Here is a 14,422-nt window from a genome sequence, read left to right as displayed (position 1 = left end):
CCCCGCTCATCCGTGTGGCCGGCGCGCCCAGCCCGCTGCCGGCGCGGCGGGCTGGTCTACAGGAAGGCCGGCCACGCCGCGGCGGCCGGGTCGGTGCGTTCGAGCACGGCGAGCGTCCGCGGTGAGGCGGGTGCCTTGAGGAAGCCGACCATGCCGTCGAGGAGGTCCGTGACCTGCAGGGCGAAGGGCACCACGGGACGGCCGTGCGCATGTGCGCGCTCCCGGTCGGCGGCGGCGTCGACGATGAACGCCATCGCCTGCGCGACACGACGGGCACGCAGCGGCTCGACGAGGTGGGGCAGGAACCCGCCCAGGCGCTCCTGGAACTCCCGCACCGAGTCGCGGAGCGCCGCCGGCAGGCCCTCGAACACGTCGCTGCGGCCGTACTGCCGCAGCATGTCGACGAAGCACAGGTAGTGGCTGCCGGGCAGCTCGCTGTGCTCCAGCAGGGTGCGCACCTGGCAGTCGAGCAGCGAGCGCAGGTCGTCGGGCCGGTGCTCGGCGATGAGCAGGGTGCGCCGCTCGTGCAGCCAGGGCAGCCTGTACTCGAAGATCGCCTGGACGAGCTGGTCCCGGGAGCCGAAGTGGTACTGCACGGCCGAGTTGTTGCCGTTGCCGGCCGCCGCGCCGATCTGCCGCAGCGAGATCCCGTCCAGGCCGTGCGCGGCGAACAGGCGCTCGGCCGCGCGGACGATCTGCTCCTTCGTCGACGGGGTCACCACCGGCATGCGCCGGATACAAACACCGCGCGGGAGAGCAAGTCAAGCGCCTTACCGGTAAGACGCCCGACTTGCCAACCCGGTGCTCCGGCTACGGCTTGCGGCCGACGCCGCACGACTCCAGCGGCGCGAGCGGCTCGCCGGGCTCGGGGACATGCCGCCAGTACGGCGGGGAGACGATGCCGGGCTCGACGAGCTCGAGGCCGTCGAAGTAGCGGGAGATCTCCGCGACCGAGCGGTAGTGGTATCCGTTCCCGACGGTGGTGACCTGGTTGAGGTCGTCGACGGTGAGGTCCTTGCGGGTCTCCGGCTCGGACGTCCGGTCGTCGGACCCGTCCTCGAGCACCATGAAGCTGCCCGACGGCAGGGCGTCGCGCAGCCGGCTCACGATCGAGTAGGCCTCGTCGAGATCGGGGATCAGACCCATGATCGACATGAGCATCAGGCCGATCGGCTTCGTGAAGTCCAGGGTCTCGGCCGCGAAGTCGAGAATGCGCTCCGGGTTGCGCGCGTCGGAGTCCAGGTAGGTGGTGACACCCTCCGGTGAGCTGGCGAGCAGGGCGCGGGCGTGCGTGAGGACCATCGGGTCGTTGTCGACGTACACGACCCGGCATTCCGGCACGAGGCGCTGGGCCACCTGGTGGGTGTTGTTCTCGACCGGCAGGCCCGTTCCGACGTCGAGGAACTGGCGGACGCCCTCCTCGGTGACCAGGTGGGTGATCGCCCGCGCCAGGAACGACCGGGACGCCCGCGCCACGTCGAGGATCTGCGGGAAGACCGCGATGGTGCGGTCGCCGTGCGCGCGGTCGACGGGGAAGTTGTCCTTGCCGCCGAGGTAGTAGTTCCAGACCCGGGCCGAGTGCGGCCTGGTGGTGTCGAACGTCGGGGGCGGGTAGTTGGTCACGGCGCGTGAGCTCCCGTTCGAGGGCCATTTCTGGCGAGGGCCGATGCTGTCTCCGTCGTATCGGCCGAAATCGTAAGACCCGTTAAGGCGGTTCTCGCGACTGGGGCTGGTCACAGCCCCCGACACGCCGCGAGGGCGCGGCCTCCGTCCGGAGAATCCGCGCCCTCGCGATGACCTGCCGCCGCCGGGCGGCTCCTGCCATTCGGCTACTTCAGTGAGATGGACCGGTCGACGAACTCGTCGGTGGCCACATCGGCGGGCTTGAGCCCCGGGGCGGGCGGCGTCCCGGCCGTGGTGAGCGCCGGGGTCAGGCGTCCGATCAGGCTCTGGACCCGGCTGGTGTCGAAGGTCCCGAAGACCCCGTCGGTGCCGTTGGCGACCAGCCCGAGCTCCTGCTGCCTGGTGTTCCCGTCCTCGAGCAGGCCGGTCGACAGCTCGTAGCCGGCGGTGTCCAGCTTCGAGGTGACCTCGATCATCAGGTCGTTGGCCCGCTTCGGGTCGGCCAGGTAGTCGACCATCGCGCGCTGGAACAGCGGCACGAGCGCCGTCAGGCAGTCCTGACTGGCCGCCAGCTTGTCCTTGCGGACGGCGAGCACGTTCGCGTACGCCGGGTACTCGTCGCCGACGAGGACGTACTTCACCGGCTTCGCCCACTCCTTGACGTCGTGTTCGAGCCGGTACGGCTCGTCGGTGACGAACCCGACCTGGACGATGCCGCCGTCCTCGGCGACGAAACGGCTCACGCTACCGTCGTAGGAGTTGTCGACCTGGGACCGCTGCAGGAGGCCCTCGCCGATCAGGACGTTCATGTACGCCTCGTCGCCGACCAGCACGGTCCTGCCCGACTTGCCGATGTCGGCGACCGACTTGAAGTCGAGCGACGGGTCGCCCCAGAAGAACATCAGCGGCGACTTCGCGTAGGGCGCGAGGACCGCGACCGACGGGTGCTCCGCGGAGTTGCGGATCACCTCGTCCAGGTCCAGGTAGCCGAGCAGGATGTCGTCGTCGGTCTCGAACAGCGACGACACCGAGTCGAAGCCGACCGCCGGCCCGCCGGAACGGATCTCGAGGTTCACCCCGGTGGCACCGAGCGGCCCGGTCACCTTGAAATCGCCCGTGTCGATCTTCGGATTCGCGCCGAGGAGCTGGTAGGTGGCGCCGTAGTCGACCTCCGGCCACCAGCTCGTCTGCACGACGACGGTGTCCGGGCAGACCCCCTTGAGCGGGGTGGTGTAGCTCGCCCCGGCGGCCGTCCCGCCGGCACCGCCGGCGGTCGCGGGCTCGTCCTGGGAGTCGCCGCAGGCGACCAGGCCGAAGGCCAGCCCCATGGAACAGACCAGGGCCGCCACCGTACGAAGTCTCGTCACGTGTGCTGCTCTCCTCGGCGCAGGAAGGAAGGGAGGAACGCGGGAAGCGGACCCAGGAGAGGCAAGTCGCCACAGTGACAACCGCATGCCGTATCCGTCACCCCCGATATGGGCGATAGCCTCCCACGTCCGACACGTCTCGGAGCAAGCGCCTCCCGGCTCACGCCTCCAGGAACCGCAGAACCGCCAGGACCCGGCGGTGGTCGGTGTCGGTGGGCGGCAGGTCGAGTTTGACGAAGATGCTGCTCACGTACTTCTCGACCGCGCTGTGACTGACCTTCAGCGCGGTGACGATGCCGTTGTTCGAGCGGCCCTCCGCCATCAGCCGCAGCACCTCCTGCTCGCGCGGCGTCAGCCGCTCCAGCGGGTCCGTGCGGCGCCGGACCATCAGCTGGGCGACCACCTCCGGGTCGAGCGCGGTGCCGCCCGCGGCCACCCGGCGCAGCGAGTCGAGGAAGCTCGGCACCTGGGCGACCCGGTCCTTGAGCAGGTAGCCGACGCCGCTGGTCCGGGTGGACAGCAGGTCGGTGGCGTACCGCTCCTCGACGTACTGGGAGAGCACCAGCACCGCGATCCGCGGGTACTGGCGGCCGATCACCAGCGCGGCCTGGATGCCCTCGTCGGTGTGCGTCGGCAGCATGCGGACGTCGACGACGACCAGCTCCGGCTGGTGCTCACCCACCGCGGTCAGCAGTTCGTCGGCGTTCCCCACCGCCGCGGCGACCGTGAAGCCGCCGTCGGTGAGCAGCTTCGTCAGGCCGACCCGGATCAGCAGCGAGTCCTCGGCGATCACTACTCGCACGGCAGCTCCACGATGATCGATGTCGGCCCGCCGACCGGGCTGACCACGGTCATGGTCCCGTCCACGGCGGCGGCCCGTTGCGCGAGCCCACGCAGCCCGCTGCCACCGGCCGGACCGCCTGCCAGCGGGCCGTTTCCGGTCAGACGACCCGGCGCTGGGTCGTCTGCCGGCGGGCTGGCCGCACCGCCCCGGCCGTCGTCGCTGACGACGACCCGCAGCCGCTCGCCCACCCGCTCGACGACGACCCCAGCGCGGCTGGCCGCGGCGTGCCGGACCACGTTCGTCAGCGCCTCGGAGACCACGAAGTAGGCGATCGCCTCGATGCTCGGCGCGCACCGCCGGGGCAGGTCCACCCGCAGCTCTACCGGCAGCGGCGCCCGGGCGACTATCCCGGACAGGGCCGCGTCCAGGCCACGGTCGTTGAGCACCGCCGGGTGCAGGCCGCGCACGAACTCGCGCAGCTCAACGAGGGTCTCCGTGGCCTCGTCGTGGGCCTGCTCGATGGCGAGACGGGCCGCCTCGGGCGCGTCGGCGAGCGCCGCCCGGGCCATGCCCAGGTTCATCGCCAGCGACAGCAGGCGCTGCTGGGTGCCGTCGTGGAGATCGCGTTCGATGCGGCGCCGCTCGGCGTCGGTCGCGGCGACGATCTCGGCGCGGCTGCGCGCCAGCGCCTCGACCTGCCGGGCCAGCGTCTCCGCCCGGGTCGGCCCCAGCAGGCGGCGGGCCGCCCCCTCGTCGGCCCGGCCACCGTGCAGGCCACCCGCGGCGCGGCCAGCAGCCAGCCGAGCGCCACCGCGATCCCGCCGGCGACCCCGGTGACCAGCGTCGACAGGTGGTAGCCGAGCTGGCGAGCGCTCCGGGCGGCGAGGCGTCCCCCCGACCGCGACGGCCGTGCGCCGCTCGACGGCCGTGCACCGCGCGCCGGCCGGCGTCCCGGAGCCTCGATGTCGACGTCCAGGAAGGTCGCGAAGCGGGCGCGCTGCATGCCGGCGAGCCCGCGCACCGCCGCCAGCGCGGCGAGCGGCCCGGCGGGGACGGCGACGACGTAGCCGACCGCGAGCAGCCAGTGCCCGGTCGGGCCCTCGACCAGGCTGTAGACCGCGGTCAGCCAGAGCACGGCGATGAGGCCGAGGACGGCCCAGGTCACGAGCCCGGCCAGCAGGCCGGCCAGGGTGTGCGCGGTGGCCCGGCCGGTGCCCGCGGCCCGCTGCGGCCAGCGGCGCGGCCGGCCCGGCACGACCTGTACAGATGTCACGGCATCGGCAGGTGTCACGGCATCCGTGGGTGTCACGGCGTCAACGGTGGGCAGCGGCCGTTCCGGGAGCCATGAGGTGCACCTGCCCGCGGGAGTGCGGAAAACCGCAGTCCCGACCGGCTGGCCGCCGCAGCGACGGGGCTGTCCGCCGCTGCGAGCGTCATCGTCACCGCACCGGGAGCACGCAGCACGGGAGGACAACAGCGGATGATCGAGGCACGCGGTCTCACCAAGAGATACGGGGAGAAGGTCGCCGTCGACGACCTGACCTTCACCGTCCGGCCGGGGATCGTCACCGGCTTCCTCGGGCCGAACGGCGCCGGCAAGTCGACGACCATGCGGATGATCCTCGGGCTCGACACCCCGAGCGGCGGGTCGGTCACCGTCAACGGCCGGCCGTACCGGGAACACACCGCGCCGCTGCGCGAGGCGGGCGCGTTGCTGGAGGCCCGGTCGGTCCACCCGGGCCGCGCCGCGCGCCTGCACCTGCTCGCCCTCGCCCGGAGCAACGGCATCCGCCGGTCCCGGGTCGACGACGTGATCGATGCGGTCGGGCTGCGCGAGGTCGCCTCCCGCCGGGCCGGCCGGTTCTCCCTCGGCATGTCGCAGCGGCTGGGCATCGCGACGGCGCTGCTCGGCGACCCCCGCACCGTCATCCTCGACGAGCCGCTGAACGGCCTGGACACCGAGGGCATCCGCTGGCTGCGCTCGCTGCTGCGGGAGCTGGCCGTCGAGGGCCGGACCGTCTTCGTCTCCTCGCACCTGATGAACGAGATGGCGCTGACCGCGCAGCACCTGGTGGTCATCGGCCGGGGCCGGCTGATCGCCGACACCACCGTGGCCGAGTTCGGCGATGCCGCGGCCCGCGGCGGCGTGCTGGTGCGCTGCACCGCTCCCGACGAGCTGGCCCGCCGGCTCCGTTCACCCGAGGTGCGGGTCGAGACCGCGCCGGCGGTATCCGGCGCTGGTGCCGGACCCGGGGCCGGGACTGTGGCCGGGCCGGCGTCCGGCGGACTTCTCGTGACGGGGCTGAGCACCGACCAGGTGGGCATGGCCGCGGCGGCCGCCGGGATCACCGTCCTGGAGCTCACCGCCCGGCAGGCCTCCCTCGAAGAGGCGTTCATGCGTGTCGCCCACGACGCGGTCGCCTTCCGCCCGACCACGATGACCGACCGTCCGACCTCGATGACCGGAGGACAGCGATGAACCCGACGACACCGGCCCCGCGCGCGCCGCTCACCTCGACGGCCACCCTGGCCGGTCACGTCCCGACGAACGCCCTGGACGGCTCCGCCCCGTCGCCGTCGGCGGTGACGCTGCCGGCGTACCACGACGAACAGCGGGTCACCTGGCCGCGGGTGGTCGCCTCGGAGTGGACGAAGCTGCGCTCGCTGCCGTCCACGCTCTGGTCGCTGCTTGCGGCCGTCGCGCTGGTCGTGGGGTTCGGCGTCGTCTACTCGATGGTCCGGGTGGCCCGGCCGCCGGTGGGGGCGGCGGACCTCGCCGGGTTCGACCCCACCAGCGTGAGCCTCGCCGGCGTGCAGCTGGCACAGCTGGCGATCGGCGTGCTCGGCGCGTTGATGATCACCGGCGAGTACGGCACCGGTTCGATCCGCGCCACGTTCGCCGCGGTCCCGCGCCGGACGCCGGTGCTGTGGGCCAAGGCCGTGGCGGTCGCGGTGGCCACCCTGTTCGGGACGCTGTTCGCGCTGCAGATCGTCGTCGGTCTCCTGCCGGAGGACACCGCGGACTCGGTGAACCGGTACCTGCCGGTCCCGGCCGGGTCCGCGCTCACCCTCGCCCGGCCGGACACGCTGTCGCTCGCCCCCTGGGCCGGCTTCGGTCTGCTGTGCGGCTACGTGGCCGTCCTGCTGGCCCTCGCCGCCCGCCGGCTGCGCCGCCGCGACACCTAGGATTCGGACGAGGCCCTGCGATCAGGGGGAAATCCCCACGAACGGGCGTCGCGACAGGATCTCGACGGAAAGGTTCCTAGGTGCCAGACGGGGACGACGGCGGACTCACAGCGCCGGGGCGGCCGGGGGTGGCCAGCCTGGAACGGCCGGGCGCGGCCGGCCTGGAACGGCCAGGCGTGGCCGGCCCGGCGGCCCGGCCGCGGGGACGGGCGCGGGCGGGCGGTCTCGCCGCCCGGGCCGCACGGACGGTGCTGCCGCCGTTCGCGGTGTTCGCGGCCGTGATCGGCGTCTGGTACGCCGTCACCTACTGGTTCCTCGCCCCCCGCCGCCGGTTCCTGCTCCCCCCGCCACACGAGGTCGTGTCCGAGGGTTTCCTGGACCGCCGCACCGCCGACGAGATCCTCACCGCGCTCGGCGGGACGGCGCAGGTCGCGCTCACCGGCCTCGCGATCGCCGCGGGCATCGGAATCCTCTCGGCGATTCTCATGTCACAGGCCCGCTGGATCGAGAACTCGTTCTACCCCTGGGCGATCCTTCTGCAGACGATCCCGATCCTGGCCATCGTCCCGCTGATCGGGTTCTGGCTCGGCTACGGATTCTGGTCTCGGACGGTGGTCTGCGTCGTGATCTCGATGTTCCCGATGATCACCAACACGCTGTTCGGCATCCAGTCCGTCGACGCCGGCCATCACGACCTGTTCACACTGCGCCGGGTCGGGCGGTGGCGCCGACTGCTCCGCCTCGAGCTCCCGAGCGCGCTGCCCGCGATCTTCGTCGGCCTACGCATCTCGGCCGGCCTCGCGGTGATCGGCGCGATCGTCGGCGACTTCTTCTTCCGCCGCGGCGACGTCGGGATCGGCGCGCTCATCGACAACTACACCCGCGACCTGTCCTCCGGCCCGCTGTTCGCCGCGATCATCGTCTCGGCGCTGTTCGGCCTGGTGGTGTTCTGGTTCTTCGGCCTGGCCGCCCGTCTGGTCGTCGGCCCGTGGCACGACTCCGCCCACGGCTAACGCTGCACGCCCGGTGCGCCCGGTGCGCCCGGTGCGGCCGGTGCGGCCGGTGCGGCCGGTGCGGCCGGTAGGCCCGGAGCGGGCGTCGGGCCAGGATCCGCGGCCTCCAACCAGTACCGCCGGCGCTGGAAGGCATAGGTGGGCAGGTCGACCCGCCGGGCGCCGGTGCCCGCGAAGAACGCCCGCCAGTCGACGGCCTGCCCCCACTCGTACAGCGTGGCGGACGCCTCGGTGACAGCGCGGATCTCGGCGCGACCGGGCGGCAGCAGCACCCACGACTTCGCGCCGCGCGGGATGTCGACGCCGGCCTCGTCGCGACCCACGACCAGCACGTTCGCGGTGCCCGGGGGAACGCGGCACCCGGGCGACGCGCTGCGGGCACCCGCCGCCAGCAGTGCCCGCAGGTCGTCCAGCGACAGCGCGCCCCGCACGTACGCGGCCGCGGCCTCGCCCGCACCGTGCCCGACGACGGCGTCGGGCCGCACACCCCAGGACTCCAACAGCCGGCACAGCGCCACCTGGAGCGCCACCTGTGGCGCCGTCTGAAGAGCCGCCCCCGTGAGAGCCCCGCGGAGGGTCGCCCACTCCGCGCCGAAGGCCGGGAACGCGTCCGCCAGCGCGCGGCCGGTGCCGAGCCCCCACCCGCCCCCGCCGGGCAGCACGAGCACCAGCCCGGCTCCGGCGCGGCCGTCCAGGGCGGCCTCAGTGCTCTCCGGCGGGCCGGCGGCCAGAACGGTCAGGCCGCGCAGGAACTCCGCGCGGTCGTCGGCGACCAGCACCGCCCGGTGCGCGAAGGCGCTGCGGCCGGTCGCGAGCGAGAACCCGACGTCAGCCGGGAGGAGATCGGCCCGCTCGGTCACCAGGTCGAGCAGGCGCCGGGCCTGGGCCCGCAGCGCGGGCGCGGACCGGGCCGACAGCGGCCACGGCACCACCAGCCGGTCCACCGCGCGCCCGGCCGTCCCATCCCCGGCTGCCGCGTCGGCGGGCGGCGGCTGATCCTGCTCGAGGATCACGTGCGCCAGTGTGCCGTTGGCGCCGAACGAGGAGACCCCCACCCGGCGGGGCCGGCCGGCGGTGTCCGGCCAGGGCACCGCTTCGGTCAGCAGCGCCACCGCGCCCTCGGACCAGTCCGCGTGCGGGGTCGGGGCGTCGACGTGCACGGTGCGCGGCAGGACGCCGTGCCGCATGGCCATCGCCATCTTGATGACGGCACCGGCGCCGCCGGCGGCCTGGGTGTGGCCCAGATTCGACTTCAACGACCCCAGCCACAGCGGCCGGCCGGCGGGCCGTCCGCGCCCGTAGGTGGCCAGCAGGGCCGCCAGCTCGATCGGGTCGCCGACCGGGGTTCCCGTGCCATGGCCCTCGACCGCGTCGACGTCCGCCGCAGCGAGGCCGGCGTCAGCCAGCGCCCGGCCGATCAGCCGCTCCTGCGAGGCGCTGCTGGGCGCGGTGAAGCCGTTGGTCGCGCCGCTCTGCTCGACGGCGCTGCCGCGCACCACCGCCAGCACCGGATGGCCGTTGCGCCGGGCGTCGCCGAGCCGTTCCACCAGCAGCACACCCACCCCCTCGGAGATGCCGGTGCCGTCAGCCGCGGCGGCGAAGGACTTGCAGCGGCTGTCCGGGGCCAGGCCCTGCCCGTGCCGGGTCGTCTCCTCCCACAGCTCGGGGGTGGCCAGCACCGAAACCCCGCCGACCAGGGCGAGCGAGCACTCGCCGCGCCGCAGGGCCTGACCGGCCAGATGCAGGCCGACCAGCGAGGACGCGCACGCGGCGTCCAGCGTCACACACGGCCCCTCGAGACCGAGCGTGTAGGAGACCCGCCCGGACGCGATGCTGCCCGCGCTGCCGAAGTAGGCGTAGCCGTCGATGCCCGGGGGCGGTGGGCGCAGCCGGTACCCGTAGTCGTGGAAGATCACACCGAAGTACACGCCGGTGCGGCTGCCCCGCGCCGACCGCGGGTCTATCCCGGCGTGCTCGAAGGCCTCCCACGAGGTCTCCAGCAGCAGCCGCTGCTGCGGGTCGGTGGCCAGCGCCTCGTTCTCCGACATCCCGAAGAACTCCGGGTCGAAGTCGGCCGCGTCGTGCAGGAACCCGCCCCCGAAGCAGGTGAGGGCCGAGGTGTCCCAGCCCCGGTCGGTCGGGAACGGGGTGATGGCGTCGCCGCCGCCGGCGACGAACCGCCACAGCTCGTCGGGTGAGCGCACCCCGCCCGGGAAACGGCAGGCCATCCCGATGACCGCGATCGGCTCACCGGCCTGCGCGATCAGCCCCCGCAGCCGCTCGTTCTCCTTCATCGCCGCGCGCAGCGCCTCGACGAGGCGGTCGGGGGGGACAGTCACCAGGGCCTCCGGCGGTCCGTGTCGGGCTCGGGGTCGGGGTCGGGGCGGTGGTCAGGTGCCCTCGCCGAGGGCCAGCCGGACCAGTGTCTCGGCGTCCATCTCGTCGAACGCGCTGGCCGGCTCGCCGCCGCCGGGCGCGGCCGGCGGTTCCGGGTCGGGCGGGCCCGCGGGCGCAGACGCGGACGCAGGCGCAGGCGCGGGCGCGGGCGCGGCGGCGGGTGGACCCGCGGCGGCCGGAGCCACCTCCGGGAACAGCTGGTCGCGGAGGTGGCCGGCGATGGCCTCGGGTGTCGGGAAGTCGAAGACGAGCATCGGCCGCAGGCGCAACCCGGTCGCCGCGGTCAGCCGGTTGCGGAACTGCACCGAGGCGAGCGAGTCGAAACCGAGCTCCCGGAACGGCCGGTCCGGTGCCACCTCCGCCGCGGACGTGTGTCCCAGCGCCGCGGCGGCGGTGGCGCACACGACGTCGAGCAGGGCCCGGTCCCGTTCCGGGCCGCTGGCCCCCGCCAGCCGCCGCGCCAGCGTCTCGACCGGATCATCGGCCGCGCCGTCGACCGACCGCCGGGCCGGGTGGCGGACCAGGCCGCGCAGCAGCGGCGGGACGGCCCCCGCCCGCGGTGCCCGCGGGTCGAGCCGCATGGGCAGCAGCACGGGGCGGTCCGCGGTGAGCGCGGCGTCGAACAGCGCCATGCCGGCCGCGGCGGAGATCGGCCGCAGCCCGTTGGCGGCCATCCGCTGGTCGAGCGCGGCGGCGTCGAGGTGCCCGGCCAGGGCGCTGCGCGGGGCCCAGTACCCCCAGCCGAGGGCGAGCGCGGGCAGGCCGGCTGCCCGCCGGTGGTGCGCCAGGGCGTCGAGGAAGGTGTTGGCGGCCGCGTAGTTCGCCTGCCCCGCGCTGCCGAACGCGGCCGCGGACGAGGAGAACAGAACGAAGGCGGCCAGGTCGTCGCCCCGGGTGAGCTCGTGCAGGTGCAGGGCGGCGTCCATCTTGGGTCGCAGCACGGTGTCGAGGCGTTCCGGGGTCATCGCGGAGAACACCCCGTCGTCGAGGGTGCCGGCGGCGTGCACGACCGCCGTCAGGGGATGCGCCGCGGGGATCGCGGCGAGCACGCCGGCCAGCGCGGCGCGGTCGGCGACGTCGCAGGCCGCCACCGTCACCCGCGCGCCCAGGGCGGTCAGATCGTCGGTCAGCTCCGCGACGCCGGGCGAACCGGCTCCGCCGCGGCTGACCAGCAGCAGGTTGCCGATCCCGTGGACGGTGACCAGGTGCCGGGCGACCAGCCCGCCCAGCGTGCCGGTGCCACCGGTGATCAGCACCGTCCCGTCCGGCCGCCACCGTGCCCGGCCGGCGTCGGCACCGGCGCCGGCGACCGGCGCGCGGACCAGGCGTTGACCCAGGACGGCGCCCTCGCGCAGGGCGACCCGCGGCTCGCCGCAGGCGACCGCGGCCGGCAGGGCCCGCTCCGACGCCGGCGTCCCGTCGACGTCCACGAGCAGGAACCGGTCCGGGTTCTCCGCCGCCGCCGAGCCGAGCAGGCCCCACACCGCGGCGTCGGCGAGACCGGTGACGTCGTCGTGCGCGCCGACCGCCACCGCCCCCCGGGTGACCACGACCAGCCGGGCGGCGGCGAACCGGTCGTCACGCAGCCATTCCTGCGCCAGGGCGAGCACCGAGCGCAGGGCGGTTCGCGCGGCCGCCGCGAGATCCGGGCCGGCCGCGGCCGAGTCGCTGGTCACCAGCACGACCTCGGGGATGGCCGGCAGGGCCGCGGCCGCCGCCAGGTCCGGGCAGGCCGGGGCATGGACGCCGGCCAGCGCGAGGGCCGTGCGCAGCCCGAGCGGGTCCGGCCCGAGCACCGCCCAGCCCGGCGCGCCGGCACCCGAGGCCCGTGCGGGGGCCACCGGCACCCAGTCGAGGGCGAACATCGCGTCCGCCGCCGAGGCGCGCAGCGCACGCAGCCGGGCGGCGGCCAGCGGCCGGAGGCCGGTCGAGCCGTAGGCCGCGACCGCCGCGCCGGTGTGGTCGGCCAGCTCCACCGAGACCGCGCCGGCGCCCGCCGGGCCGACACGCACCCGCGCCGCCCGCGCGCCGGTGGCATACAGCCGCACGCCCCGGTAGCCGCCGTCGACCGCCACCACCGGCTCCGACACCGCGGGCGGCTCCACGCCGAGCACGGCGGGCTGCTCCGCGGGCTGCTCGGCGCCGGCTGCCGGGAGCCGTCCCCACAGGGCCAGGTGGCCGGCCGCCTCGAGCAGCACCGGGTGCAGGCCGAACCCGGCCACCTCGTGCTCGCCGTCCAGGACGGCCTCGGCGAACAGCTCCGTCCCCGCCTGCCAGGCCCTGGTCAGCCGCGGGCCGTCCGGCCCGTGGCCGTGACCGGCGGCGAGCAGCTCGCCGTACAGCCGGTCGACGTCCACCGGAACCGCGCCGGGCGGCGGCCACGCCCGCGGGTCGGGTACGGACGCGGCCGGGTCGGCGGTGCCCGCCAGCGTCGCGGTGGCGTGCGCGGTCCAGGGCGCGTCCGCCGGGGCCCCGTCGGGACGGGCATGCACCGTCAGCGCGCGGTTCCCGGTGCCGTCCGGTGCTCCGGCGTGCAGCTGGAGCCGGAGCGCCCCATTCTCCGGCAGCACCAGCGGCCCGGTCAGGGCCAGGTCGGTCACCTCCGGGCAGCCGACCTCGTCGCCCGCTTGGATGGCCAGCTCCAGCAGCACCCCGTCCGGCACGACCGGGACGCCGGCCACGGTCCGGCCGGCCAGCCACGGCTGCGCGGCCGGGCTGATCCGGGCCGTCAGCAGCAGGCCCCCGTCGGCCATCGGGACGGCGGCGGTGACCAGCGGATGAGCCGGGCCGTCGCGGCCCGGCGCGGCGGCGGCGGCCGGGCGGGCCGGTGCCGGCCGTGGCCAGAACCGCCGGCGCTGGAAGGCGTAGGTGGGCAGGTCGGCCGGGTGGGCGCCGGTGCCCGCGAACGCCTCCCGCCAGTCGACGCCGACCCCGTGGACGTGCACCTCGGCCAGCGCGGCCAGCAGGCGGTCAGCACCCCCGCGGCCGCGCTGGAGCGTGCTGACGACCACGGCGTCCCGGCCGGCGTCGTGCGCCGTCTCGGCCAGCCCGAATCCCACCACCGGATGCGGGCTGACCTCGACGAAGGTGTCGAATCCGGCGGCCAGCAGCGCCCGCGCGGCGCCGTCGAGCAGGACCGGTTCCCGGGTGTTGGAGTACCAGTACTCGGCGTCCAGCGCCGCGGCGTCCAGCGGCCCCCCGGTCACCGTCGAGTAGACCGGGATCCGGGCGGGGGTGGGAGCCAGTGGGCGCAGGATCTCCATCAGCTCGGGACGGATGCCGTCCACCTGCGCGCAGTGCGTCGCGACCGACGCCGCGACCAGCCGGGCGCGGACACCCTCGGCGGTGAGCTCGGCGACCAGGTCGTCCAGTGCGCCGCTCTCGCCGGCGACGGTGACCTGCCGCGGCCCGTTGATCCCGCCGACGGCGAGCCGGCCACCGAAGCGGTCGAGCCGGGCGGCGACGTCCGCGGGCGGCAGCCCGACCGACACCAGCGCGCCCCGGCCGAGCAGGCGGGTGGCCAGCAGCCTGCTGCGCAGCGCGATGATCCGGGCCGCGTCGGCCAGGGAGAGAGCACCGGCGACGTGCGCGGCGGCGACCTCCCCCTGGCTGGTGCCGACCACCGCGGCCGGCGTCACCCCGTGGGCGCGCCAGGCCGCGGCCAGCGACACCATCATCGACATCAGCGCGGGCTGGATCACCTCGATGGCCTCCAGCGGCGGCGCGTCACCGGCCCCGCGGATCACGTCCAGCAGGGACCAGTCGAGGTAGGGCTCGAACGCCGCGGCGCACTCGGTCATCCGCTCGCGGAACGGCGGGCACGACTCCAGCAGCTCCCGGCCCATGCCGGACCACTGTGATCCCTGCCCGGGGAAGACGAACACCACGCGCGGGTCGGGAACGGCCACGCCGCGCACGACGAGGCCGCCCGGCCGGCCGACGCCCGCGGGGGCCATGCCGTCGACGGGGGCCGTCCCGGCAGCGGGGGCGGTCCCGTCGGCGGGGTCCTGGTCGCCGGCGAGCTCCGCGAGGCCGGCCCGCAGCTCGTCGTG

The 14,422-nt window shown here is 75.1% G+C and carries 11 protein-coding genes; 3 read left to right on the top strand and 8 right to left on the bottom strand.

The annotated features are described in order from the left end of the window. Positions 1 to 56: 56 nt before the first annotated feature. From AC559T_RS19920 to AC559T_RS19895, 6 genes are all read right to left on the bottom strand, one after another. Entirely contained in the window at positions 57 to 728 is a 672-nt protein-coding gene (locus AC559T_RS19920; RefSeq protein ID WP_498869700.1) for a TetR/AcrR family transcriptional regulator, read from the bottom strand. 82 nt (positions 729 to 810) lie between these two features. Beyond that, a complete protein-coding gene (locus AC559T_RS19915) occupies positions 811 to 1,623 on the bottom strand; it encodes an SAM-dependent methyltransferase (protein WP_112106658.1) in 813 nt (270 codons plus the stop codon). A 206-nt stretch (positions 1,624 to 1,829) separates the two neighbouring features. Then, a complete protein-coding gene (locus tag AC559T_RS19910; RefSeq protein ID WP_112106659.1) occupies positions 1,830 to 2,972 on the bottom strand; it encodes a hypothetical protein in 1,143 nt (380 codons plus the stop codon). Between the two features lie 178 nt (positions 2,973 to 3,150). Further along, the gene (locus AC559T_RS19905) at positions 3,151 to 3,792 is read right to left on the bottom strand and encodes a response regulator transcription factor (protein WP_498869699.1); all 642 of its coding nucleotides are present in this window, start codon (positions 3,790 to 3,792) and stop codon (positions 3,151 to 3,153) included. Beyond that, positions 3,783 to 4,361, bottom strand: a complete 579-nt coding sequence (locus tag AC559T_RS19900) for a sensor histidine kinase (RefSeq protein ID WP_498869729.1) — start codon at positions 4,359 to 4,361, stop codon at positions 3,783 to 3,785. The genes AC559T_RS19905 and AC559T_RS19900 overlap by 10 nt, the downstream gene beginning before the upstream one ends. Next, on the bottom strand, positions 4,352 to 5,083 hold the full coding sequence (locus tag AC559T_RS19895) for a hypothetical protein (RefSeq protein WP_498869698.1): 732 nt from the start codon (positions 5,081 to 5,083) through the stop codon (positions 4,352 to 4,354). The genes AC559T_RS19900 and AC559T_RS19895 overlap by 10 nt, the downstream gene beginning before the upstream one ends. A gap of 171 nt (positions 5,084 to 5,254) precedes the next feature. Here AC559T_RS19895 and AC559T_RS19890 point away from each other — a divergent pair, with 171 nt between their 5' ends. From AC559T_RS19890 to AC559T_RS19880, 3 genes are all read left to right on the top strand, one after another. Continuing rightward, positions 5,255 to 6,253 (top strand): ABC transporter ATP-binding protein, encoded by a 999-nt coding sequence (locus AC559T_RS19890; protein ID WP_498869697.1) that lies wholly within the window; start codon positions 5,255 to 5,257, stop codon positions 6,251 to 6,253. Beyond that, on the top strand, positions 6,250 to 6,960 hold the full coding sequence (locus tag AC559T_RS19885; RefSeq protein WP_498869696.1) for an ABC transporter permease: 711 nt from the start codon (positions 6,250 to 6,252) through the stop codon (positions 6,958 to 6,960). The genes AC559T_RS19890 and AC559T_RS19885 overlap by 4 nt, the downstream gene beginning before the upstream one ends. 80 nt (positions 6,961 to 7,040) lie before the next feature. Further along, positions 7,041 to 7,973: an ABC transporter permease gene (locus tag AC559T_RS19880; RefSeq protein WP_498869695.1), complete on the top strand. Its 933-nt coding sequence runs from the start codon at positions 7,041 to 7,043 to the stop codon at positions 7,971 to 7,973. Here the strand turns inward: AC559T_RS19880 and AC559T_RS19875 are convergent. Then, a complete protein-coding gene (locus tag AC559T_RS19875) occupies positions 7,970 to 10,312 on the bottom strand; it encodes a type I polyketide synthase (protein WP_498869694.1) in 2,343 nt (780 codons plus the stop codon). The two genes, AC559T_RS19880 and AC559T_RS19875, sit on opposite strands and share 4 nt — an antisense overlap. Positions 10,313 to 10,363: 51 nt before the next feature. Next, positions 10,364 to 14,422, bottom strand: a 4,059-nt coding sequence (locus AC559T_RS19870) for a type I polyketide synthase (RefSeq protein WP_498869693.1), incomplete at its 5' end; no start/stop codon positions are given.

Origin of the sequence: Frankia sp. Hr75.2, from assembly GCF_949319125.1 — a bacterium.
Classification (GTDB): Bacteria; Actinomycetota; Actinomycetes; order Frankiales; family Frankiaceae; genus Parafrankia; species Parafrankia soli.
The sequence above is the reverse complement of the archived record's forward strand: the minus strand, read 5'-3'. Positions and strand labels throughout refer to the sequence as shown.

Excerpts from the sequence above, each read along its gene's own strand:
- AC559T_RS19920 (WP_498869700.1), bottom strand. The coding sequence starts at position 728 with ATGCCGGTGGTGACCCCGTCGACGAAGGAGCAGATCGTCCGCGCGGCC.
- AC559T_RS19890 (WP_498869697.1), top strand. The coding sequence starts at position 5,255 with ATGATCGAGGCACGCGGTCTCACCAAGAGATACGGGGAGAAGGTCGCC.
- AC559T_RS19885 (WP_498869696.1), top strand. The coding sequence starts at position 6,250 with ATGAACCCGACGACACCGGCCCCGCGCGCGCCGCTCACCTCGACGGCC.